The sequence below is a fragment of the Candidatus Persebacteraceae bacterium Df01 genome, from assembly GCA_030386295.1.
In the GTDB taxonomy this organism is placed as follows: Bacteria; Pseudomonadota; Gammaproteobacteria; order Tethybacterales; family Persebacteraceae; genus Doriopsillibacter; species Doriopsillibacter californiensis.
The window spans coordinates 100,148-124,152 of the sequence record JANQAO010000003.1 but is presented as its reverse complement, the minus strand read 5'-3'; the positions used below and the strand labels follow the sequence as shown (position 1 = coordinate 124,152).

At 42.0% G+C, this 24,005-nt stretch carries 21 protein-coding genes; 13 read left to right on the top strand and 8 right to left on the bottom strand.

What is annotated here, in order from left to right; all coding sequences use genetic code 11:
* The first annotated feature begins 54 nt into the window (after positions 1-54).
* The gene (locus NQX30_05220; protein ID MDM5147767.1) at positions 55-414 is read left to right on the top strand and encodes a VOC family protein; all 360 of its coding nucleotides are present in this window, start codon (positions 55-57) and stop codon (positions 412-414) included.
* A 373-nt stretch (positions 415-787) separates the two neighbouring features.
* On the opposite strand, the gene NQX30_05215 is transcribed toward NQX30_05220, so the two are convergent.
* From NQX30_05215 to NQX30_05205, 3 genes are all read right to left on the bottom strand, one after another.
* The gene (locus NQX30_05215) at positions 788-928 is read right to left on the bottom strand and encodes a hypothetical protein (GenBank protein MDM5147766.1); all 141 of its coding nucleotides are present in this window, start codon (positions 926-928) and stop codon (positions 788-790) included.
* Between the two features lie 449 nt (positions 929-1,377).
* The gene (locus NQX30_05210) at positions 1,378-1,857 is read right to left on the bottom strand and encodes a GNAT family N-acetyltransferase (protein MDM5147765.1); all 480 of its coding nucleotides are present in this window, start codon (positions 1,855-1,857) and stop codon (positions 1,378-1,380) included.
* A gap of 288 nt (positions 1,858-2,145) precedes the next feature.
* On the bottom strand, positions 2,146-2,412 hold the full coding sequence (locus NQX30_05205; protein MDM5147764.1) for a hypothetical protein: 267 nt from the start codon (positions 2,410-2,412) through the stop codon (positions 2,146-2,148).
* Positions 2,413-2,594: 182 nt separating this feature from the next.
* Here NQX30_05205 and NQX30_05200 point away from each other — a divergent pair, with 182 nt between their 5' ends.
* The 12 genes from NQX30_05200 (at position 2,595) to NQX30_05145 (ending at position 19,767) form a co-directional block, all read left to right on the top strand.
* The gene (locus tag NQX30_05200) at positions 2,595-3,170 is read left to right on the top strand and encodes a hypothetical protein (protein MDM5147763.1); all 576 of its coding nucleotides are present in this window, start codon (positions 2,595-2,597) and stop codon (positions 3,168-3,170) included.
* A gap of 699 nt (positions 3,171-3,869) precedes the next feature.
* The gene (locus tag NQX30_05195; GenBank protein MDM5147762.1) at positions 3,870-4,745 is read left to right on the top strand and encodes a DMT family transporter; all 876 of its coding nucleotides are present in this window, start codon (positions 3,870-3,872) and stop codon (positions 4,743-4,745) included.
* A 1,021-nt stretch (positions 4,746-5,766) separates the two neighbouring features.
* The gene (locus NQX30_05190; protein ID MDM5147761.1) at positions 5,767-8,814 is read left to right on the top strand and encodes an L-glutamate gamma-semialdehyde dehydrogenase; all 3,048 of its coding nucleotides are present in this window, start codon (positions 5,767-5,769) and stop codon (positions 8,812-8,814) included.
* 939 nt (positions 8,815-9,753) lie between these two features.
* Positions 9,754-10,761 (top strand): oxidoreductase, encoded by a 1,008-nt coding sequence (locus NQX30_05185; GenBank protein MDM5147760.1) that lies wholly within the window; start codon positions 9,754-9,756, stop codon positions 10,759-10,761.
* Complete coding sequence (locus tag NQX30_05180; protein MDM5147759.1) at positions 10,761-11,699, top strand: MBL fold metallo-hydrolase; 939 nt, start codon at positions 10,761-10,763, stop codon at positions 11,697-11,699. Before NQX30_05185 ends, NQX30_05180 begins: the two co-directional genes overlap by 1 nt.
* A 649-nt stretch (positions 11,700-12,348) precedes the next feature.
* The gene (locus NQX30_05175) at positions 12,349-13,437 is read left to right on the top strand and encodes a TRAP transporter substrate-binding protein (protein ID MDM5147758.1); all 1,089 of its coding nucleotides are present in this window, start codon (positions 12,349-12,351) and stop codon (positions 13,435-13,437) included.
* Between the two features lie 81 nt (positions 13,438-13,518).
* Positions 13,519-14,127, top strand: coding sequence for a TRAP transporter small permease subunit (locus NQX30_05170; GenBank protein ID MDM5147757.1), 609 nt, complete (start codon positions 13,519-13,521; stop codon positions 14,125-14,127).
* Positions 14,124-15,458 (top strand): TRAP transporter large permease subunit, encoded by a 1,335-nt coding sequence (locus tag NQX30_05165; GenBank protein MDM5147756.1) that lies wholly within the window; start codon positions 14,124-14,126, stop codon positions 15,456-15,458. Before NQX30_05170 ends, NQX30_05165 begins: the two co-directional genes overlap by 4 nt.
* A gap of 17 nt (positions 15,459-15,475) precedes the next feature.
* Positions 15,476-16,801 carry a histidinol dehydrogenase gene (hisD, locus tag NQX30_05160; protein ID MDM5147755.1) on the top strand — a complete coding sequence of 442 codons (1,326 nt, stop codon included), beginning with the start codon at positions 15,476-15,478 and terminating at the stop codon, positions 16,799-16,801.
* A 15-nt stretch (positions 16,802-16,816) separates the two neighbouring features.
* Positions 16,817-17,608: an SDR family oxidoreductase gene (locus NQX30_05155; GenBank protein ID MDM5147754.1), complete on the top strand. Its 792-nt coding sequence runs from the start codon at positions 16,817-16,819 to the stop codon at positions 17,606-17,608.
* Positions 17,609-17,774: 166 nt separating this feature from the next.
* Positions 17,775-18,746: an alcohol dehydrogenase catalytic domain-containing protein gene (locus NQX30_05150; GenBank protein MDM5147753.1), complete on the top strand. Its 972-nt coding sequence runs from the start codon at positions 17,775-17,777 to the stop codon at positions 18,744-18,746.
* 16 nt (positions 18,747-18,762) lie between these two features.
* Positions 18,763-19,767, top strand: coding sequence for an Ldh family oxidoreductase (locus tag NQX30_05145; protein ID MDM5147752.1), 1,005 nt, complete (start codon positions 18,763-18,765; stop codon positions 19,765-19,767).
* 69 nt (positions 19,768-19,836) lie between these two features.
* Here NQX30_05145 and NQX30_05140 read toward each other — a convergent pair whose 3' ends face one another.
* Genes NQX30_05140 through NQX30_05120 form a run of 5 tightly spaced genes read right to left on the bottom strand, consistent with a single transcriptional unit; the run spans position 19,837 to position 23,999 of the window.
* Complete coding sequence (locus NQX30_05140) at positions 19,837-20,625, bottom strand: TatD family hydrolase (protein ID MDM5147751.1); 789 nt, start codon at positions 20,623-20,625, stop codon at positions 19,837-19,839.
* The gene (locus tag NQX30_05135; GenBank protein MDM5147750.1) at positions 20,597-21,421 is read right to left on the bottom strand and encodes a hypothetical protein; all 825 of its coding nucleotides are present in this window, start codon (positions 21,419-21,421) and stop codon (positions 20,597-20,599) included. Before NQX30_05135 ends, NQX30_05140 begins: the two co-directional genes overlap by 29 nt.
* Before the next feature lie 29 nt (positions 21,422-21,450).
* A complete protein-coding gene (tmk, locus tag NQX30_05130; GenBank protein MDM5147749.1) occupies positions 21,451-22,074 on the bottom strand; it encodes a dTMP kinase in 624 nt (207 codons plus the stop codon).
* Complete coding sequence (mltG, locus tag NQX30_05125; protein ID MDM5147748.1) at positions 22,071-23,066, bottom strand: endolytic transglycosylase MltG; 996 nt, start codon at positions 23,064-23,066, stop codon at positions 22,071-22,073. The genes tmk and mltG overlap by 4 nt, the downstream gene beginning before the upstream one ends.
* A gap of 36 nt (positions 23,067-23,102) precedes the next feature.
* Positions 23,103-23,999, bottom strand: coding sequence for an NAD(P)H-binding protein (locus NQX30_05120; protein ID MDM5147747.1), 897 nt, complete (start codon positions 23,997-23,999; stop codon positions 23,103-23,105).
* Positions 24,000-24,005: the final 6 nt, after the last annotated feature.

Here is a 24,005-nt window from a genome sequence, read left to right as displayed (position 1 = left end):
AAACTCGGATGCCACTTAACTCCCAACATTAGAAATCTATAAGGAAAAAATATGATAATTGACCATATTGGTTTTGTAATTTCTGATTACGAAAAAAGTAAAAATTTCTATACGAAGAGTTTATCCCCCCTCGGAATAGAATTAGTTATGGAAGAACAGGGCTGGGCTGGATTCGGAAAAAAAGGAAAAGCTGAATTTTGGTTTGGTCCTGATGGGCAAGCACACAAACGCATGCACGTTGCTTTTTTGGCTGAAACACGTAGTCAAGTAGATGCTTTTTATGAAGCCGCATTATCTGCTGGCGCAACCGATAACGGAAAGCCAGGAGTAAGAGAAATTTACCATCCTAATTATTACGGTGCGTTTGTTATTGACCCAGATGGCCACAATATTGAGGCAGTTTGTCATAGTTGAGCCAATTATTGCTAACAAAACATTCCAACGGACCCGCAATCGGCAGGCCGCTGAGTTTGGTTGTTAACTCTTACAGAAATTATTTGAGCATCTGCAAGGAAATATTTAATACCTGCTCGCAAAGAAAGATTAAGGAATTAATGGTTGATTTTGAGTAGATGGAGATACATGACGCTCTACAGCAAGATAAGATAAAAATTGTTCAATATTTACTTTTATATATTCGGTATATGAGCCGCCTTTTAGTGCATTAACATGTCCCCACCTCTCATCGCCTATATTAAATATTAATTTCTGAGCCTGTTTTATCTACAATACTAGAGAAGTCTCCGCTAAGAATTTTTGGAGGTTTTTTGCCACTCACTATTTTCAATTATATTTTCCAATCAATCAGGTTCACTGAACAAGCATGGATACGAATTAAAATTTCTTTATCGCTAATTTCTAGTTTATCAATGTCTTTAACCTCTAATACGTCAACAGAACTGTAGTCTGATGTAATTACGGCTTTCATAAATTTACGCTTTATCATTAAAATATATCTTGGTGTTTGATTTAATTATTTTTAGCATTCTTTTGCATATTAGTTATTATTTGATATTCCCTATAAAAAAAATCACAAATATAAAGAAATTAAGCAAAAGTTATTATTAGAACTCATCTAACCTGAAAAACAAATATAGAGGAATGTAAGTCCTTGGACTGTTACAAAATAAGTCACAAGTGTTTCAGAAGTAAAAAATAAAAAATTGTTAATCAACTTATGATTAAAACAATTCTAGTTAATATATGGCTATCTACTTTAAAATTAATTATTTATCAAAATTTCCTGCCACAAGGGCAACAACCACAATAGATGAAAGAAATACAGCTGTGCTAAGCTATAAAATTTACCATATTAAACTTGAAAGATATTTATAATCTTCTGAGTAATGGTTAATTATTAATGACATAGGTATGAATCTAACGTCGCAAGAAGTGAGCGCCGGTTACGGCGTCCCGATTACTTGATTTGTTAGCTGTAAATTTCAGGCGCAATAATTGTTGTCCGGTTGGTTCATGATGCTTTTCTTCTAGATATTCAAAGCCATATTTTGAATAAAAATTACGCCCAATAGCGTTTTCTTTGAAAACCTCAACTTCTAAATCTCCGTGAAGAAATTGAGCCTTATCCATGAGCGCTTTACCAATACCTTTACCATGATAATTTGGCTGAAGAAAAATCGCGCCGATCTCATTACTCATTAGTGAAATAAAGCCCTTTACTTCACCATCAAGCTCTGCAACCCATGTATCTGTATTTGGTATATACATTTCAGCTACATTTTTTCGTTCCTGCGCGATGAACTCATCAGTCATAAATTCGTGAGCTAAACGAGTCGCAACTTCCCAGGACTCAAGGACAGAATCTAAATCAGATTCTCTATATTGTCGTATTTCCACTATCTAACTTCCTTTTGAACTAACACTCGGCTAAGTTGCCAAAACGGAGCTGATTGTTTTGTGTTAGTGTAGCTGAAATGCACAAAACAATCAACGCAGTGAAAGTCAGATTAAGTGCTTGTGCAACGAAAAGTGCTATATGAAGAGTCAAGCTTAGAGGTGGCATAGTAGTCTGCCAGAGTGTTTTGTTAGGATTTTTTAATGACAACGAGTCTGTAGGTTTTAAACTTCTCAAAAGACTCATGGTTTCGCTTTAAAGAGTATTTAAACTTAAGTTTTTTCAATTTTTTACTGAAAATAAATTAAAAAACTTAAATGTGTTTTGTGTCTTTTTGAAAGAAATTGATCCAAGGTTTCAATAAAAGGTAAAATACGATCCGTCAGTATTTCGTTTACAAGTCGAAGGTTCGGACTTACTTTAGATGTAACATCCAAATCTTTATGAATTTTAAATCCATTTTTCTCAATAGTTTCGTAAAATTCACCTATTGAGTGTCCACCGCCCAAATGAGATTTCCCTTTTACTCCATCTCGCTTAAAAAAAGTCGAAGACAATCACCGTACCGGTGCGAGATAAAATGAGGTCTAGCACATCAAAAGATTTTTGCATGTCAATATATTGATAAACTAGTCGTTTACAACAAATCAGTGATACTAAATCACCTATCCAAATCCAATGTGCTGCAGCTTGGTATCATAGAGATGCAAATGCAATTAAGAGTGCACTTCATCAACTGTTGGATGACTTTCGTATTGTGGAGGAGTGGTTTCTAGACAAAAACGATACTTTGGTTGAACGATTAAAGCCTATTATGAAATTATTAGGCTCTGAAAAAGGATCTCCAAGTTTGTTTAGGCGTGCATCCTGCAATTTAAATATTGGGTCGAATAAGTCCATGTTCATAAATATTCCTCCTTGTGAAAATTGGTTGACCTTGAATGGTAATGGAGCCATTCAAGTATCTCCATCTCAGCCTACTCTGGACTTATTATGTCAGCTACGGGCATTACGAAAACAAAATGCCCCCCCTTACAGATTTCTTGTCGAAGACTACCTAGAGGGTTTTGATTATTCAGCCCATTACCTATTAAATAAATATAGTGTAGTTCAACTACCTTCTGCTCAAGATTATAAAAAAAGCCATTGCGACGATCAATGCACAAACTGCGACGGTATGAGGGGTTTATCTCCTCATCCAAGAGAGATTATTAAATTGAAAAGACGGATACGATCTGAAATTCTTGACCCAATGCTTGGAGTTCTCAGGCATATGGGAATCATCTTTAATGGGGCAATTTATTTAGGGTTGTGAGTAGATCAACAAGGCAAACTAAATTTGATTGAAGTGAATACTCGGATGGGGGATTCAGAATATGAAGTTATTTTCCCTCGCATAACAAACAATTTATCAACTGTTTTTAATGTCATTGCTAAAGAAGAAATTTGGGAACCTCCATTACAGATTAGCAATTGTTTCAGTGTCGCTACCAGACTTGTAACTGGTTTATGTTCTGGCATTGATGAGCCATTGAAGTGCTGGCCCAACACAATGAATTTCCAGCCGCAGCATATCTATTTCAACCCACAGAAGTTAAAGGCAAGAATTTATGTATATTAGGTAAATATCACTTTTGAGCTTCTGTCGGCACACTGACGTTCAAAGGAATGCGAATGAGATATGATATTGGATTACCTAACTGAGAGTGCTAAATTGTTAGTCATATAGCTTAAATAAAGTCCTGTTTCTATCGTAATTTGTAGGTATGATTTCACTAGTAGAAATTGCAATCGCCATATATAATAAGGGTTATTAGGCAGGCTTTATATGTATTAGTTCAAATATAATTTGACATCAAGTTAGGCACTTTCTGCTTTATTCGCCCGCAAAGCGGACACCTGCCTTCGGTAGGCATTCCATCTTCGTTTAGTTTAACAACGAAAATAAATTTTCTGTTAAACTTGAAACTCAGATACCACTTAACTCGCAACATTATATTTCCAAGGAGAGCACTTGAGAATTGTTTATATATTATTTGTAACTCTAGGGGTTATTTGGGGCACAAGCTTCATGTTTATGAAAATTGCTGTCAAGTATATTTCACCTGGGCAAGTGGTTTTGTTGAGGGTAGTTGCTGGTTTTCTGCCGCTGTTGTTTTACTCTTTGTATAAAAGAACTCTCAAAGCAGAGCACATTGCGAATACCCACCATTTTGTGGTCATGTCGTTCTTGGCAACATCGGTGTATTTCTTTGCTTTCGTGAAGGGAACAGAATTGCTGTATTCAGGAGTTGCCGGAGCAGTTAGCGGCTCAATTCCACTATTTTCATTTATTGCGGCTGTTATATTTCTTGAAGAAGAGTCTTTTGGCAAAGAAAAATTGATAGGGTGTTTGATGGCATTAGTGGGTATATCTTTGATAACCAAGCCGTTTTCTGGGACTTTGGATAACAATTTGCTGCTAGGTGTTTCTTGGATGGCTTTAGGCTCACTCAGTCTAGGCCTTTCTTTTGTATATGCCAAAAAGTACATAATCCCACTTAATATAGAGAATTCAGCCCTAGTAACTTATCAGCTTGGTATTGCAGCTGTATTTCTGCTTTTGGCTACGAACCTTGAAGATTTCAGCAAGCTGAGCTCTAACGGTTGGGCATTGACTTCAACTGTCGTTGGTTTGGGTGTTATTGGTACAGGTCTAGCTTATGTCATCTACTACTATCTGGTTGATGCGCTAGGCGCGGTGAAGGCGGCCTCTGTAACTTATCTTCCGCCTGTAGTTGCGCTGGTAATTGCTGTTCTTATTGTCGGCGAACCTCTAGTCATCTTGGATTATGTAGGCGCGGCGTTAATACTCTCTGGTATATATGTGTTGAATAAATATAACAAGTAAAAGCAGTCAGACGCATAAATGCGCTGCTGTTTTGAGCATTTGTACTGCTTTGCGGGCAGGACGAATGTTGCAAGTTAAGGTACTTTCCGTATTGTTCGCTCGCAAGGCAGACGAACAAACCGTTTAAGCGGACACCTGCCTTCGGCAGGCATTCCATCTTCGTTTAGTTTAATAACGAAAATAAACTTTCTGTTAAACTTGAAACTCAAATGTCATTTAACTTGCGCCATTAGATAGTATAAGGAGACTACATATGCACACACTTAATACAATTGTCATTTTAAATAGCGATGCAGAAGGTAACGTTTACATATCCGCTAAGGTAGAAGAATGCGTCATAACGAATTGGTTAAACTCTTTTTAAAAAATAATTGATCCTCTTGATTTTATTTCATTTACATTAAACCAACAAAGACGAGATAACTATACTCGCCATCTGACAGTTATTAATCCCTTGGAATTTCCTTCTATTTGTAGTAATAATGTAGAGAAATTTATTAGTTATCAGGTTTGTGTCTATATTTTTGGTATCGGTACTATAAAAGAAGATGACAATGAAGTTTATTTTTGGCTTATGAGCCTACAAAAAATCAATAAGATAAGAAAGTATTTGAATAAATTTAAGTAAGACTTATTTGCATATTACATTAAGGTTTAAGAAACACGATATTTTTGATCGCCCTAAAGATAAAACTACTTTAGTTTGTCCATATAATCTCATTGAGGAGTAAATTATTTAACAAATCCATCCAGCCGAATGTTTCACTCGTAGCTTCGCTCTGAGTTAAACGGTGGCTGATGGCAAGCGTTAGTTATATAATTTTAATTACCGATATGGGTTCAATTCTTTTTTAAATCAGATGTAATTATTGAATACTTAGATGATATTACCGAGCCGTTGCAAAAAAAGATAACGCCTGAACAGTGTGCTATAAATCGTGCAGAAGTTATCAGGCAAGTAAACACTATCTCGTACAATGTAGCACTCCGCACTTCCAATGACAGTTAAACCAATACTCTTATGATTATGAAACGCTTAAATCAATTAAAAAAAACTATTGTTTCTAGTAAATTGACAGATGAATTGTCCTCTGTTGAAGGTTTGCTTCGGAATAATGAGGTTAGCGTAGAACAGCGAGAATATATTAGAACTGAAGCCATTAATCTTGTTGAGCAATCTCGGCAAAACTATAAAGGTGATTTGTTGAGTCTTTTCTTGCTTGAATTTTCTTTATCTAATCAAGAGGGCATTGCTTTAATGTGCTTAGCTGAGTCCTTGTTGCGAGTAAAAGATAGTTTCACTGCAGATAAACTTATTGAAGAAAAAATCAAATCTGGAAATTGGTCAAAACATATTGGAGAATCTTCCAGTCTTTTAGTGAATGCTTCAACATGGGGATTATTGTTTACAGGAAAAATAATTACACTCGATGATGACTTGATCGATCAGCCTGCTAATTGGTTTAAACGTACTTTCAGTCGCCTTGGCGAACCTTTGATAAGGCAAGCTATGTATAAGGCAATCGAAATTATGAGTAAGCAATATGTACTTGGTGAAACAATAGACAAAGCATTGAAACGTTGTGACAACCGTTTTTTGTATTCCTTTGATATGCTTGGTGAGGGGGCAAGAAGTGCCCAACAAGCAGCTGACTATTTAGCCTCTTATACAGAAGCCATTCATACTATAGGAAAAAAGCAACTAAAAAAATCGAACAATAATAGCGATTGTAATCAAAGTATTTACCATGCGGCTAATGTTTCTATCAAATTATCCGCTTTGCATCCTCGCTATGAGCACCTTCAAAAAGATACTATTATTAAGGAATTATTACCTAAGCTTGTTCAATTATGTGTTTTGGCAAAAAGCTACGGAATTAGTATTAGCATTGATGCTGAAGAAGCAGATCGTTTAGATTTATCACTTGATTTATTTTCAATACTCGCATTTGAACCAGAATTAATAGATTGGAATGGTCTTGGTTTGGTTGTACAGGCTTATCAAAAACGTGCTTACCTTGTGTTGAAATGGCTAGTGGAGCTGGCTAAATCGTCCCAAAGAAAAATCATTGTTAGACTCGTTAAAGGCGCTTACTGGGATACGGAAATCAAGCATGCACAAGAGTTGGGTTTAAATGATTATCCAGTTTTTACACGTAAAGAAAATACAGATTTTTGTTATGAGGTTTGTGCAAGCTATTTATTAAAAAATTGTAATGACATCTATCCTCAATTCGCTACTCATAATGCTTACAGCCTTGCTTATATTGAAAAATTGACCGAAGGAAGTAATATAGAATTTGAATTTCAACGTCTACACGGTATGGGTAGTACATTATATCAATGTTATCTTGATAATAATAAAAATGAAGCCGCTCCTATTAGAGTATATGCACCTGTTGGGAAACATGAAAAATTATTACCCTATTTGGTTAGAAGGTTACTTGAAAACGGTGCAAACAGTTCATTTGTTAATCGTTTTTTAGATGCAAAAGTTGCTCCAAATCACTTGGTAAAAGATACGCTTGAATTAGTGAAAAATAATACTACGCACTCTAACCCAAGTATTCCGTTACCGTGTGATTTATATCGCCATCAAAATGATTTACGAGATAACTCTAAAGGTCTGGATTTGAGTTGTTCAATACAAGTTGCACAATTACAAGTAACGTCTAATATTCCTATTGTTAAACAACATAGTGAAAAAGAAATACAACAAATTTTTAACAAAGCACTTGCAGTACAAGACTCTTGGCAGAAGCTCGGATTCAATAAACGGGCAGATTTGTTAGACAAAGTAGCGAAGCAATTAGAGGATAATCAATTAGAACTTATCAGTATTATCACTAACGAAGCAAAACGTACGCAAGATGATAGTATTTCTGAAGTAAGAGAAGCTATTGATTTTTGTCGATATTATGCGCAACAGGCGAGATTAAAATTAGCCACTCCGATAAAGATGTCTGGTCCAACAGGCGAAAGTAACTATCTTAGTTTTCATGGTAAAGGAGTGTTTGTATGTATCAGTCCTTGGAATTTTCCTTTAGCCATCTTTATGGGTCAGGTAATGGCTGCATTAGTAACGGGCAATACTGTCATCGCTAAACCTGCTGAGCAAACGCCATACATTGCTCAATTTACTCTACAGCTATGCCGTAAAGCTGGCATTCCAGAAGATGTACTGCAACTAGCTATTGGAGACGGTGCAAAAATAGCGGAGATAGTCTTTACCAATCCCCAATTAGCAGGCGTAGCTTTTACTGGCTCAACCCAGACTGCCTCTATTATCAATCAACAATTAGCGAAACGTAAAGGGTCTATAGCAACACTTATTGCTGAAACAGGTGGGCAAAATTGTATGGTAACTGATTCTTCCGTGTTGCTTGAAACATTAGTTGATGATGTTGTTTTATCTGCTTTCAAAAGTGCAGGACAGCGTTGCTCCGCTATGCGAGTTCTTTGGTTACAAGAAGAGGTTGCAGAATCGGCAATTGAGCTACTAATTGGTGCTATGAAGGAGCTAAATGTAGGTCAGCCTCAGAAGCTATCAACAGATGTTGGTCCAGTCATAGACCAAATAGCAGCAACGCGCCTTAATAAACATATTAACAAAATGAAGAAAGAAGCAACACTACTCTTTCAGACCAGTATAAACGACAGTGAATTTGAACATTTTGTTGCGCCAACACTTGTTGAGCTAAAAAGTTTATCTCAGTTACAAGAGGAGGTGTTCGGCCCAGTATTGCACATAATTCGTTATAGTTCTAACGAGCTGGACAAAGTGATTGCTGAAATTAATAACACTCACTATAATTTAACACTTGGCATTCACAGTCGAGTAATGTCTTTTGCTAATAAAATAATCGACAATACACGGATAGGAAATACCTATATAAACCGCAACATGATAGGAGCCGTTGTTGGAGCACAACCCTTTGGGGGCTCAGGACTTTCAGGAACAGGGCCTAAAGCTGGTGGACCTAATTACTTATTGCGTTTTATTAATGAAAGACATTGTTGTGAAAATTTAGTTGCCCGTGGTGGGAATTTTGAATTATTTAATTTGTAAAGATAGAATTTAATAAAGCACTTGCAGCACAAGACTTTTGGCAGAAATTCGGATTCAATAAACGGGCAAATTTGTCAGACAAAGTAGCGAAACAATTAGAGGATAATCAATTAGAATTTATCAGCATTATCACTCACGAAGCAAAACATACGCAAGATGACAGTATTTCTGAGGTAAGAGGCTCCATTGATTTTTGTCGATATTATGCGTAACAGGCGAGATTAAAATTAGCCATTCTGATAAAAGATGTCGATCCAACAGGCGAAAATAACTATCCACCCTCCCCCGAATTCAAAGCATGTTGGAACACTATACTAAAGAAAGAATCTTTTTTTACTTTAATTCCCCATTGGGTCTCTTTCTTTTTGCACTTTTGAATAAAGAAAAGAGAAAAACATACTTATTATGAAAGAGTTAATAGATAAATTATATTAATATAATTAAGTGCTACGATTGATTGTTATACACAAACAGCGGCTGGTTAATGATTTTACAGGTAATAGCACTATTCAATTGAGGCACATTTTTTGGTGCGGCAGTTTATATTTCTCTAGCACAACACCCAGCTTCTTTGGAGGCAGGAACTGGAATAGGCGGTAGGTTTTTTCCACCAATATATAAACGAGTAGCGCCACTACAAATATTTTTAGTGGCAGTAGGCTCTATTTCGGGAATTATTATTTGGTTGCTACAGTTTATACATACATTTGACAAGCATAAACTTTTTGAATGACATACCTTTGCTACTAAAAGAAAAACCTATCCTAATAACATAACAATTAATTTCATTATTTTTCATCATACGGTTTTAATTATAGAAATATCTACCTCTGACCTTAATTAGAATATCAGCACGGTACAAATACTTGATTTTTATCAAATTCTAATTTTGTAGCAAAAATATGAACGTTTTATTTTCAGCATGCTAAAATTTAAAGCATGACTAACATAACCCTCAACTCCCAATTTAAAGCACTTGTAGCACGCGAAGCTGACAAGAAACATGTTCTCACAATAGAAGATACCGACAGCGCCGTGCTTGCCGACGGCGATGTATTAGTGCGCGTCGCTTGGTCAGGTATTAATTACAAAGATGCACTCGCCGTCACCGGCAAAGGAAAAATTTTGCGATCTTCCCCCATTGTGCCGGGCATAGATTATGCCGGTGAAGTTGCCGCTTCAGACTCTCCAAATTTTGCTGTCGGCGACAACGTATTACTGACTGGTTTCGGCGTTGGGGAAAAACACAGTGGCGGCTTTGCCCAGTATGCTCGTGCGCAAGCAGGCTGGTTGTCATCTTTGCCGGCAGGTATAGATGCTCGCAAAGCAATGACTTGCGGTACCGCCGGACTCACTGCTGCTCTATGCGTCATTGCACTGCGCGATAGTGGCCACGTGCCAGCAGGCGGACAAATTGCCGTGAGCGGTGCTTCCGGAGGCGTTGGCAGCTTTGCTGTTCGCCTACTGGCGCGACTGGGCTATACCGTCACTGCCGTTAGTCGTCTTGCTGCCGCCGATTATCTTTATGAAATGGGAGCAACTAATGTTATCACTCGTGAAGAAATGAGTGCCGACGCTAAACCATTAGAAAAATCTCGCTGGGACGGTGCTGTAGATACCGTTGGCGGAAAAGTGTTAGCGCGCTTGCTTGCTGAAACCAACTATGGTGGCGTTGTTGCGGCTTGCGGCTTAGCCGGCGGCATGTCACTCAACACAACTGTTGCGCCCTTTATTCTTCGCGGTGTAAGGTTGGATGGTGTTGATTCGGTAATGATCCCGCAACAATTGCGCGCCAAAGCATGGCAACTTTTGGCGGACACACTAACAGCTAACGATTACACCCGTGTCCAAAATTGTGTTGTTGGCTTGGATGGTGTGATAGCGGGGGGAGAAAAGGTACTAGCTGGTGAATTGAGCGGTCGTATTTTAGTTTCTCTTTGGGATTAATGTCTTTGCTCTATCAAGAATCTTTGCCCGGCGTATGGCGTATTGATGTTTCTCACCCTGCCCCACAATATAGCTGTTGTTATTTAATTGTGGAAAAAGGTGCCTCCGCCCTAGTGGATTGCGGTGCAAAAAATGGTATCGCCACTATTATGGACACGTTGGCAGCGCAACAAATTGCTCCTGAACAAGTGCAATGGATTATTGTGACACACGCTCATTTGGACCATGCTGGCGCTGCCGCTCAGCTAATGCAATTATTTCCCAATGCCACTTTAGCCGGTCATCCAAGCGCTATCAAACACCTCATTAATCCTCATAAAAAACTGGTCCCCGGCGTAACAAAGCTATACGGGAAAAAATGGTTTGATGAACAATACGGCGAATTGTTACCCATAAACGCCACCCGAACCCGCATTTTAGCAGACGGAGAAAGCGTTATGTTAGACGCTAAACGCCAACTTACCGCGTTGTACACACCGGGCCACGCTTGGCACCATTTAAGTGTGTACGATGCGACGCGCGATACTTTTTATGCCGGCGACGCCTACGGCGTGTCATATTATCAACAAGGAAATAACGCACTTATTTTTCCGGTAATGCCGCCCACACAGTTTGATCCGACAGCAATGGAAACCTCGTTGCGAAAACTGCAAGCACTAAACACTAAATGGGCGGCATTAGCGCATTATGGAGTAATTCCCAATACTGCAACAATTGCAGAATTGCAAATTGAAAGTATGTATGAATGGATTGCACTAGCCGAACCAATTGCGAATGAAAACGGATTTGTCACCACATTTCGAACGCAATTAAATACATGGTTTGCCGAAGTGGCTGCAAAAAAAGGATTTGACAATGATATATCCCGTCATCATCACGACATTTCTTTAACCGTGGCGGGCTTTGCTCACTGGCTTGAACAACGCAACACGAATTAACCGAACAAATAAATAATAAGATGATTGAAAAAACTTCGGAAGTTAAAATAGTCGGCTTTACATTCCATCCGATTTATTTGACGGAACAGCCCAAAATATTAAATACCTCACTACAAATCACTTGTCAATAAATAGGTTTGCAAACACCATTAAAAATATAAATCCTTATCGTGTTTCTTACCAATAATGCTTCAGTATCGCACAGTGGTCATTTTCTTGCCACCACTTATAGCAAGCGGCTAACCGTTTCTTGCGCATTCAACACGTTAAAATAAATTGTGATAACTGATCACAACCACTAACCATCGTGGCAAGCGAGATGGCAAAAACTAATTTTACTTTTGAAATTGAATATTTAATCATTCCACAATCACACACAAATAAATTTGCGCTACAGAATAATAGTAAAACATGATGGAATTAATTTATTTAGAAAGTTGCGATTTAGCTATTTGAAGCCGCTAATTTTTCTCCGTGTTGCTCCTTAAATTTATCAATTCATATTGATTTAAACTATTACGCAGCCCATTTATTGTGCTAATTTGCTTCTAGTTTGTTTCAAATAGGCTACAATAAGAAAAATCTCCTATTTGGGGAGATTTGATATTCATAACTTACAAGGAGAAGAGAACCCATGAATCATTCTTTAATGAAAAGTGTTACTGTCGCGCTTGCGGTAGCAGCAGTTGCCATGCCTTTAACGGCAGCGGCAAAAACAAAAATCCGAGTTCAATCGGTAATTTCTGCTAAAGCGGATGAAGTTACGATGCTACGCGATTATGCGGACAATGTCAAAGCTCTCACCAACGGCGAAGTTGAAATTGAAATTTTGCCAGCTGGCGCAATCGTTGGCGTCAAAGAAACGCTTGACGCTGTAGACAAAGGGTTGGTTGAAGGCGGCTTTGCTTGGACGCATTACTGGTCAGGCAAACATCCGGCAACAATGTTGTTTGGTTCACCAGCGGCAGGTGCCGGCTTGGGCATTGACAACATTGCTTGGGTGTCGTGGTACATGTTTGGTGGCGGCAAAGAGCTGTACAACGAACTGTGGGACGAAATGGGCGTCAATGTTAAAGGAATAATGTTGCAGCCGGTTGGTCCTGAAGCACTAGGCTGGTTCAAAGAGCCAATTAACAGCATGGATGATTTTCGTAAGTATCGTTTTCGTGCTCCTCCAGGAATTCCAGGGCAAGCGTATAACGATATCGGCGTAGCAGCCGTAGCCATGGGTGGTGGTGACATCTTACCAGCTCTTGAAAAAGGTACGATTGACGCTGCTGAGTGGTGCTGCCCCAAACCGGATAGTGTTTTTGGCTTTCAAAAAATCCTCAAAAATTATTATCTGCAAGGTCTACACCAAGTGGTCGTAAATGCTGACATGTACATCAATAAAGATGTGTGGAACAGCATCTCTCCGGAAAACCAACGGGCAATGGAAGTTGCTGCTGATGCTTCTCTGATGCGTGCCATGGCGTATCGTATTTACGAAAACGGCAAGGCCCTCAAAGACCTCACCGAAAATCACGGAGTGGTGTTGCATGATACTCCCAAAGATTATTTTCCGGAGTACATGAATGCGGTAAGTAACATTTTTGACAAGCACAAGAAAGAAAATCCATTCTTCCTCAAAGTATGGACATCTATGCGTGACTTTGCCGATGTAGCAGTTCCATTTTGGGCTGGTGCACAAACCACCAATGCCAATCTTGGCAATGCCTACGTGGAAAGCAAAAAATAATAAAGAAACAATATTTTCTTTATTTACCCGCCGTCTTTTTTGCGGCGGGTATTTTTTTTGTCACAAGAGAGAGTGTGAGTCATGAATCAAAAAACTGATGAACCAGAAATTGATTTAGTTGATGAACTAATCGCCGAACGGCGAGACTCATCTACTGGTCTTCCCGATGATATGTCGCCGCTAGCTGCACGCCTCATTGTCAGCATTGACAAATTTAGCTTGCGCGTGGGGAAAATTGTTTGCTGGATGACAGTACCGTTATTCACCGCCATGGTGTATGAGGTATTTGTCCGCTACGTTTTCATTGCTCCTACCATGTGGGCATACGACCTTAGTCGCATGATTTATGGTGCTATGTTTATGTTGGGCTCGGGCTATGCGCTAATGCGTGGAGTGCATATTCGCGCCGACTTTTTATACCGTCTATGGTCTCCACGCACGCAGGGGACAGTAGACTTTTTTCTTTATTTTATGTTGTACTTTCCCGGCATGCTTATCTTTTTATGGGTATGCTCAGATTATGCTTTTGATGCGTGGAAAAGCGGAGAACGTGGCATGGATTCGGCGTGGATGCCTTACCTCGCACCAGCACGTAGCGCCATGCCTATTGGGGTCTTGCTGTTGCTCATTCAGGGCGTATCAGAAGCCCTTAAAAGTTATTATGCGATGACAAGAGGGATTTGGCCATGAGCCCAGAAATACTCGGTCTCGTTATGCTAGGAGTAATGCTCTTTGCAATTTTTATCGGCTTTCCAATTTCTTTTACTCTGCTCTTTTTAGGTTTTGTTTTTGGTTATCTCGGATTCGGTAAAGTCGTTTTTTATTTAATGACTCTGCAGTTTAACAGCGTCATGTTGGAACAGACATTAGCCGCAGTACCGCTATTTGTGTTTATGGGTATCCTAATGGAACAGGCCGGACTTATGGAACGGCTATTTGAGGCCGTACGGCTAATGCTGTCTAGAGTTCGAGGTGCACTCTACCTAGCTGTATTATTTGTCTCTACTATTTTCGCCGCCGCTACTGGTATTGTTGGTGCTTCGGTGACGATTTTAGGCATCATGGCAGCAAAAACAATGAATCGTGCCAACTACGATATACGGTTAACAGCTGGCACTATTACCGCAGGCGGAACGCTAGGCATTCTTATTCCACCATCCATCATGCTGGTAGTAATGGGTCCTGTACTTGAAGTACCAGTAACTGATTTGTTTGCTGCCGCCATTATTCCTGGAATCATGATGGCGGTACTATATGCCTTATATGCAGTTGGTCGCTGTATTATTAATCCCAAGTTAGGTCCTGCTATGCCAGTAGCTGAACGAGCTGAAAACATGGGAGAAATTTGGCGTGAATTTTTTCTTGGCCTAGTGCCACCATCGTTACTGGTGTTCTCCGCGTTGGGTAGTATTTTGTTAGGTTTTGCCACGCCAACCGAGGGAGCTGGCTGTGGTGCCTTTGGCGCTTTATTACTAGGGCTAGCATACCGCCGATTAACCTGGAAAAAAATGAACGATGCGCTGATTAAGACTTTGGAAATTTCAGCACTAATCTTATTATTGGTGGCAGCATCCAATTTTTTTGGTGCGGTATTTTCTCGTTTGGGAACACCAATAATGCTGACCGAATTATTACTCAGTTTGGAGTTGTCCCAAATGGGAACATTGATGCTCATAATGGCATTAATATTTTTACTGGGCTGGCCACTGGAGTGGGTTCCAATTGTGTTGATTATCGTGCCAATTTTGATACCACTCGTTGAACAATTAGACATTAACTTGCTATGGTTTGGTATTTTGGTTGCCGTTAATCTACAAACTGCGTGGCTGTCACCACCGGTAGCCCTATCAGCATACTTCTTAAAAGGCGTCGTACCGGAATGGCCTTTAAAAGATATTTACTATGGCATGATTCAATTTATGATTATCCAGCTAATCGGCTTAGCTCTGATTATCATTTTCCCGCAAATTGCGCTATGGCTACCAGAGTACATTTACGGTACAAGTAACAACAATAATTAAAGTAGAAAGGGAAATATATGTCTATTGAATTCTTAAAAAAAGCTCCAAAATCTGCTTCTAGCGGCGAAAGTGATGTGCGAGACAAAGTACGCGCTATGCTAGACGATATTGAAAGCGGTGGCGAAGAAGCTGCACGACGTTATACCAGTAATTTTGACGGCTGGGATGGTGACATTCTCGTTTCTCCTGAAGCTCGGGCTGCCGCTGCTAAGCGGGTACCGCAATCAATTCGTAATGATATCGCTTTTGCCCGTGAGCAAGTGTGCACTTTTGCCCGCGCCCAAAAATCATGGTTACCCAATGCACAAACCGAATTACACCCGGGAGTAACCGCCGGTCATCGTCATGTGCCCGTACAAACCGCCGGTTGTTATGTCCCGGGTGGCCGCTACGCACATGTAGCATCGGCGATTATGAGCGTGGGCACAGCCAAAGAAGCAGGTGTAAAAAACATAATCGCCTGCTCACCACCTAGCAATGCGCACGGCGGTATGCATCCGGCAATTTTATACACGTTAGATTTATGCGGCGCTGATCATATCTTGAATTTAGGTGGTGTGCAAGGCATTGCGGCTATGGCCTTTGGCTTGTTTTCTGGTCACTCTGCTGATGTGCTGGCCGGTCCTGGCAACCAATATGTAGCCGAGGCCAAACGGTTATTGTATGGATTTACCGGCATTGACATGTTTGCTGGTCCGACAGAAATTCTTGTTATTGCAGACGATACGGCAGATGCTGAAATCGTCGCCTGCGACTTGGTAGGTCAGGCAGAACACGGCCCCAACTCACCAGCGTGGCTTATATCATTGTCATCTTCATTAGCAAATAAGGTTATGCAATTGGTACCACAGATGATAGAAGCATTACCAGAACCTAACCGCTCTCACGCCATGCAATCGTGGCAAGAATATGGTGAAGTGGCTGTAGCCGATTCGCAAGAAGACGCGGCAGTGCTATCTGACCGTTATGCGGCTGAACATCTAGAAGTACACTGCGCTAACTTGGATTGGTGGCAATCTCGTCTTATAAATTACGGTTCTCTCTTTTTGGGTGAAGAAACCACTGTGGCTTACGGTGACAAAGTGTCTGGACCCAATCATATTTTGCCTACAAAAGGCGCGGGACGTTACACTGGTGGTCTATCAGTCGCAAAATTCATGAAAACCGTTACTTGGCAACGCATGACGCGCGAAGCCAATCGCGATATTGGTGCCGCTACGGCACGTATTTCGCGATTAGAAGGCATGGAAGGACACGCCCGCACTGCGGATTTGCGCTTGGCGAAATGGTTTCCCGATGAAAAATTTATTCTACAATCAGAAAACTTGTCCGATAACAGCTAACTGAAAGCAGCCGCTATGAACAATTTCATTAATAACCTATTCGGTCTTCACGGACGGGTGGCAGTTATCACCGGCGGCGGCACTGGCATTGGGCGACGTATCGGTCTGGCACTGGCACAAGCTGGAGCTCGCACAGTACTCATTGGACGGCGTAAAAACAAGCTTGATGATGCAGCGGCTGAAATTATTAATGTTTGTGGAGGCAACCAAGCTGCAGTAGTTACGGCAGATTTGTCTGATACTAGAAGCATTCCGCAAACGGCGGTGGAAGCAGCAGCGTGTTTTGGCGCACCGTCTATTTTAGTAAACGCCGCCGGCGTTAATTTGCGATCTTCATCTGACCCTGCCGAATCCACATCAGCAATCACCCTAGATAATTGGGAAAAAACGTTGGCTGTTAATTTAGGCGCCCCATTTTTTTTATCACGAGAATTAGCAACCGGTATGGATAAAGGCGGTGCTATCATCAATGTCGGTTCTTTGCAATCGCTGCGCGCAGGACTAGGAGATGCTGCCTATGGCGCTTCCAAAGGCGGTGTAGCGCAACTTACGCGGCTACTAGCACGAGCGTGGGGCGAGCGCGGCATTACCGTCAATGCGCTCATTCCCGGGTTTTTCCCCAGTGAAATGACTGACATTGTCTTTGAAGATAAAGAATTAATAGAAAAATTGGCGGCATCAACCCTATTGGGACGCAATGGGGCACTTTCTGATATGGATGGTGCCGCGGTATTTTTAGCTTCCTCAGCTGCGGCATATTTGACCGGGCTGTTATTACCTGTAGACGGTGGTTTTTTGGCAAAGTAACTTCTTTTATTTAAATTAACTAATACCAACATATTTTTACAAAAATAATAAAATAATTCCGATACAATTATTAACATCGCCCGTATAGGATTAAAGTTTTTCCTGTTAACATTAAATTCTTCCTTGACAAAAAAATGAGCCTGTCTATATCCAAAAAGAGCGCACCATGAAAGCACTTCTGTATGAATCTTCACAAAATCTTCGTTTTTGTGAACAACCTAATTCCATTGCAGATAACGACAATACCCTTATTGATGTTAATGCCGTCGGCATTTGCGGTTCAGACATGCATGCTTATTTGGGACACGACGAGCGCCGCCCACCACCACTTATTCTAGGACACGAAGCGGCGGGAATGCTTCCCAGTGGCGCTCGTGTTACCGTTAATCCGCTAGTAGTATGTGAAACTTGTGATTATTGCCGCGCTGGACGTTCCAATCTATGCCTTCAACGGCAAATTATTTCAATGCCACCACGCGCCGGTGCATTTGCTGAGCAACTAGCCATACCGCCACAAAATATCGTACCACTACCGAATTCATTATCTTTACAGCAAGGGTCGCTAGCAGAACCACTTGCTTGCGGTCATCATACTGCCGGTTTAGGCGTGGTGCATAGCCGTCGCTCGCTAGCCGAGTGTCAAACAGCAGTGTTGGGCGGCGGCGCCATTGGTTTGGCGTCAGCCTTGTCACTAACTGCACGTGGTGCCAAAGAAGTATGGATTGCTGACAATAATCCACGAAGGCGAAAAGCCCTAGAAAAAACGGGAAACTTCCATATTGTTACTCCCGAAGCTCTGCCAACAGCGATGGACGTGGTGATTGATGCCGTTGGACATGAACAAACACGACGGCAGGCATCTACCATAACCGCACCAGGCGGCGTGGTCGTGCATATTGGCTTGGCGTCAGCTGATGGTGGTTTTGATATGCGTCGCCTCACGCTACAAGAAATTGTTTTAGTTGGTTCTTATACGTACACCATGACCGAATTCAAAGAAACAGTAGAATGGATGGGCAAAGGTAAACTTGGGGCACTAGATTGGTTTGAAACGCGCCCGCTAAGTGACGGTGCGCGAGCTTTTGCTGACTTATTGGCCGGCAATGTTGCAGCGCCTAAAATTGTACTAATTCCATAAATTGCACCATAAATAAATGAGTGACGATAACATTATCGTTTCAGTAACTGAGTTAACCGTCACAATACAAAACGTGCTTACTACTGCCGGCGTTAGCGACGTTGCGGCAAAATCAACCGCAATGGCTCTTGCCGACGCCGATGCATGCGGTCAGCAAGGACATGGTCTACGACGGCTACAGGCTTATGTGGCACAGGTACGTACTGGCAAGATTTGCGGTAATGCCATACCTACTGCCACACAATTAAAAACGGGTTACGTGCAAATAGACGCTGCTTCCGGCTTTGCTTATCCTGCACTAGAATTGGCTGTTCGTAAATTAATAGAAACTGCACCCGCTGCTGGCATTGCTTGTGCCGCCGTGAATCATTCACATCACAGTGGGCGCATGGGGTATTGGGCAGAACAACTAGCTGCCGCTGGACTACTGGCATTGGCGTTTAGCAATTCTCCCAAAGCCATGGCGCCGTGGCCTGTTGGCGCTGCCGTTTATGGTACTAATCCTATTGCTTTTGCCGCGCCACGCAAAAACGCCCCACCATTATTTGTCGATTTATCGCTATCCAAAATAGCGCGAGGCAAAGTCATGGCGTCCAAACAGCGAGGCGAATCCATCGCTCAGGGCTTGGCGGTAGACGCAACTGGGCAACCTACCACCGATGCAACAGCAGCTCTTGCAGGCGCTCTGCTGCCAATGGGAGAGGCCAAAGGCTCCGCACTCGCGCTGATGGTAGAAATACTGTGTGCGCCGCTGGCCGGTGGTAATCTAGCTTTTGACGCCTCATCATTTTTTGACGATAGTGGTACGCCGCCATACATCGGTCAACTTCTTATTGCAATTGCTCCGCAGCAGGAAAATTTTCACGCACAGATGGAGCGGCTTTTTTGTCGCATCGCAGAAGCAGCGCCCAACACCCGCCTACCCGGTGAAAATAGTCGCACCACTCGAGAATTTGCCACACGACACGGCATTACCTTGCCGCGAGCACTCTGGGAAGAAGTACTGGGGTTAACAAAATAAAATTACTGCATGACGCAGTCCGCAACTAATTGCTTACCAAAAGATTAATAAACGAAATCTATAAAACAACTAATCAACTGATTTTTTAAATATCCGGTTAAATGTGGCGGAAGTTTCTGCCGCTGTTTGCGCTAATGTTTGACCACGAACAGTGGCAATTGTTTCGGCAACATAACGCACATAAGCCGGCGTGTTAGTTTTACCTCGGTAGGGAACAGGAGCAAGATAAGGTGAATCAGTTTCAACTAAATAACCATCGGCTGGCATCAGTCGCGCAACATCACGCATAGCGATAGATTTTTTGAATGTCACAATGCCGGAAAATGACACCACGAAATTAATATCCAGCCCTGCCCTCGCCTGTTTAGCATCCCCGGTGAAGCAATGCAATACACCACCAACGTCACGAGCATTTTCGGCGCGCAACATATCCAATACCGCATCTTGCGAATCACGAGTGTGAATAATTAATGGTTTTTGTAATTTTCGAGCGGCGGCAATGTGAGCAGCAAAACGTCGTCGTTGCATGGCTTCCGTTTCCTGCCCACGAAAAAAATCTAAGCCCGTTTCACCTACAGCTAAAACGTCCCCTCCACAAGCCTGCACAAGCGCCGCTTCACTGTCGTCTTCGGTATCGTTACTGAGTGGATGTACACCGCAAGCAGCATAAAAAATTCCCGGATACTGTTTTGCCAGCCCCCTGACTGCCTCCATTTCCATATGCGTTGTCGCTACGGCTAAGGCGGCGCTGACTTCATGTTCTCGCATTGTCGTAAGCACAGCTTGTCTGTCATCTCCTAACGGCGGAAAGTGCGGATGGCAATGAGAGTCAATGAGTGAAAATGAGGCGGTATTCATTCAGTGCATTATAAATAAATAAATCTTGTGCCAGCGGATGCGCAGCAAGGCGACGTTGATCTAACAAGCGAGCATGACCGTCCAACCAGCGACGAGGGTCGGCGCACAATGCACTGAGTATCGATTCGGAACCAGGAAAATAGCGTGCGGTAAGCCCCATTGCAGCTCGTACACCGTCTGCCGTCCATTTTTGCAGACAATCTAACCAGAGGTCAATGGAAACCAAAGTCTTAACCGCAGCAGCAGTGTTAATGTCATTTCCCTGACTAAACAAGTCTTTTGCGGTGCGCACCGCTTGCATGTCTGTATTGAGTGCCGCCAATGGTAGACCACCAGAAAAGGAAAGAGACTCTCCGTCACCACCATTTGCTTGTAACCACGTTGCCGCTTCAGCTTCCGTTGGCAACGGAGCAAACAAGATACGACAACGGCTAGTAACAGTCGGCGGCAGTAAGCTGGGAGAATGAACAGATAGAATAAGCGCTTTATCAGCACTCGGTTCTTCTAGCGTTTTGAGTAGTGCATTAGCGGCAGCAATATTCATGCGCTCCGAATCAATAAAAACAGCCACCCTTCTCCGTGCCACAAGCGGTGCTAACGCGCAAAACTCAACTACCTGACGAACCGCATCCACAGTAATGGTATTTTTTTCTGGGCGAATAACGATAATGTCCGCATCAGCAGCCTCGCTTGTCGTATCCGCAAATACTGTAGCCAGCGTTAAAGCCAAAGATTCACTACCTGCACCGGGATGTCCCGTAATCAGCGTTGCCGATGCGAACGAAATTGTGTTCACCAAATACTGATGCCAAGGCAACACTGTCGTCATTTAAAAAAACGCTCTCGAACGACAGCGGCAATTTCTTCAGCAATACTTTCTCTTGTCCGCCGGACACCGTTTTTTTCCCAAGAAATAGAAACAACACGTTTAGGGTTGTCGATTATTATTTTTTGGTAAGCCTTTTTAACACTGCTATAAAAACTGTCTCCCGCCGTTTCAAAAACATCTTTGGATGACAGATGTGCACTAAATGTCGGCGGCACATCTAAATAAAAGCTAACCGCCGGCTGCAAACTGTTTTCTACTTCGCTGAGACAAGCATGCAGCCATTTTTGACAAACACCCCGCCCACCACCTTGATAAGCGTAGGTCGAGTCACTAAAACGGTCACAAATGACCCAAGCTCCTCGCGCCAACGCTGGATTAATAAGATGATGTATGTGTTCACGGCGTGCGGCCAGCATTAATAAAGTTTCGGTTACGGCGTCCAACCCCTCTGTTTTGAGAGCCAAAGAACGAAGAGATTCACCTATTTCAGTGCCTCCCGGCTCACGTGTTTCAATGACTTCCTTGCCTGATTGTCGCAAAGTAGCCGCCAACAATGCTGCCTGAGTCGTTTTTCCTGCACCATCCAATCCTTCAAAAGTGATGAAATTACCGTGTTTCAACGTTTTTGTCGCCGTTGATACTTATTCACCGCATTATTATGCGCGCGCAACGTTTCAGAAAAAACATGCCTTCCATCACCGGTGGCAACAAAATAATAGTACGCCGTGTCAGGCGGATTAAGCACCGACTCTATTGCTGCCTTTCCGGGCAAAGCAATGGGCGTTGGCGGTAGGCCTCGATGGGCGTAAGTATTGTAGGAATTAGATTTATCACGCAAATGCTTGCGAGTGAGATTGCCGTTAAAACTTTCTCCCAAACCATAAATAACCGTAGGATCAGCTTGTAACGGAATGCCTCGCCGCAACCGATTGACAAATACTGATGCGATCAGCGGCCGCTCTTCCGCTACACCAGTTTCTTTTTCCACAATAGAAGCCAGTATTAACGCATCTTCTGGAGTGGAGAGCAAATTATTATCATTTCGTTTTGCCCACAACGAATTCAATGTTTTTTTCATGTTGCGATGTGATCGCCGCAAGATGTTAAGCGCCTTGTCATCTTCTTCAAAAAAATAAGTTTCAGGCAAAAATAATCCTTCCAGAAACGACTGGTTAATATCTAATGCTTGATGAATGTCGTTATCATTCATGTTTTTAATGTCGTTTTGCAATCGCTCGTCAGCAGCCAATTTTTTTCTCACTTGCGCGATAGTTGTTCCTTCCACAATAGTAAAACGTTCGGCAATAACGTTACCCACCACCATATCCGCAAGTGTTTTTTCCATATTATCACCAGCGGCAAAACGATAACGTCCGGAGCGTAATTTAGTCGAAACCTGTTGGCGAGTCGCTAAGTCTATAAATTCAGTTTCGCTAACCGGCGCGCCAACAGCAACACTTAAAACAGCAATGTCACGCAAAGTCGCTCCGGACGGAATACGAACACTAGCATCCACCGACCACGTTCGAGAAAACAGCGCTTTCCATTTTTTTCTTTCGTTTTGCTGCCACAATTCCCGCCCACCGATAAAAGCGGCAGGCAACATTAACAATGATATAAAAACACGGCGCCTCAACAGGGAGCCCGTTTAACTTTCCAAAAAACCGGCAGGAACAGTCGGATCCGTAAAAACGGAAATATTGCGCTCAAGAAAACTGCTAATGCCCGTCGGCTTACGCCCCATAATTTTCTCAAAATCCTTAGTTATCTGACTATAATTACCGGTGGCGTAATCTTTGTACATGTCGGCAATAGCCTGTGATAACCAACGAGTCAAACCCATGTCGCGAAAGGTCTGTGCTCCTGCCTGCGGTGGCGAAGGGACATAACGAATACTCTTCCCCAATGCTAAACTTAGCTGTCGCGAAAATCTGAACATACTCAATGGCTGCGGTCCAGTAAGATAATATTCATTGTTTCCCTCACGCGTTTCGTACAGCAATTTAGCAAAAACGATAGATAAATCTTGTACGTCAATATAAGGTATCTCTATGTTGTCCAAGGGAAGAGAAAACTGGCGGTTGCGTACGATGGTAATAACATTCCAAAATAGGTTTTGAAAATACGGCGCAGATTTAACAATGTCATAAGGAATGCCGCTTTCCTTGAGAGAGGCGATTATTTCACCATGCATGCGGGGAATATCGTTCGCTGATTGTTCATTTGCCCCCAAATTGGAAAGTAAAACCAACCGAGGCAACTTAGTTTTTTTTGCACAATCGATAACCCGCTTTCCCCACTCCGCCATTTGCTCATGAATAGGAAGTATCAATAACGCGCTACTAACATCCTGCATCGCTTTTTTAATAGTGTTCACATCGGCATAATCGGCATAAACAGGTTCAACAGCATAATTACGCAAAACATTAAGATCAGCCTGCTCTCGATATGAAACTCGTAATGGCACTTTTGCCAACGACAGCAATCGCGCTGTTTCCGTTCCAGTTAGGCCAGAGGCACCAAAAATTAGAGGATAACTAGACATTTCCTA

Coding starts and splice junctions, on each gene's coding strand:
- NQX30_05185 (MDM5147760.1), top strand. CDS start 9,754: ATGACTAACATAACCCTCAACTCCCAATTTAAAGCACTTGTAGCACGC.
- NQX30_05190 (MDM5147761.1), top strand. CDS start 5,767: ATGATTATGAAACGCTTAAATCAATTAAAAAAAACTATTGTTTCTAGT.
- NQX30_05155 (MDM5147754.1), top strand. CDS start 16,817: ATGAACAATTTCATTAATAACCTATTCGGTCTTCACGGACGGGTGGCA.
- NQX30_05215 (MDM5147766.1), bottom strand. CDS start 928: ATGAAAGCCGTAATTACATCAGACTACAGTTCTGTTGACGTATTAGAG.
- NQX30_05120 (MDM5147747.1), bottom strand. CDS start 23,999: ATGTCTAGTTATCCTCTAATTTTTGGTGCCTCTGGCCTAACTGGAACG.
- NQX30_05150 (MDM5147753.1), top strand. CDS start 17,775: ATGAAAGCACTTCTGTATGAATCTTCACAAAATCTTCGTTTTTGTGAA.
- NQX30_05140 (MDM5147751.1), bottom strand. CDS start 20,625: ATGAATACCGCCTCATTTTCACTCATTGACTCTCATTGCCATCCGCAC.
- NQX30_05180 (MDM5147759.1), top strand. CDS start 10,761: ATGTCTTTGCTCTATCAAGAATCTTTGCCCGGCGTATGGCGTATTGAT.
- NQX30_05170 (MDM5147757.1), top strand. CDS start 13,519: ATGAATCAAAAAACTGATGAACCAGAAATTGATTTAGTTGATGAACTA.
- hisD (MDM5147755.1), top strand. CDS start 15,476: ATGTCTATTGAATTCTTAAAAAAAGCTCCAAAATCTGCTTCTAGCGGC.
- NQX30_05145 (MDM5147752.1), top strand. CDS start 18,763: ATGAGTGACGATAACATTATCGTTTCAGTAACTGAGTTAACCGTCACA.
- NQX30_05165 (MDM5147756.1), top strand. CDS start 14,124: ATGAGCCCAGAAATACTCGGTCTCGTTATGCTAGGAGTAATGCTCTTT.
- NQX30_05175 (MDM5147758.1), top strand. CDS start 12,349: ATGAAAAGTGTTACTGTCGCGCTTGCGGTAGCAGCAGTTGCCATGCCT.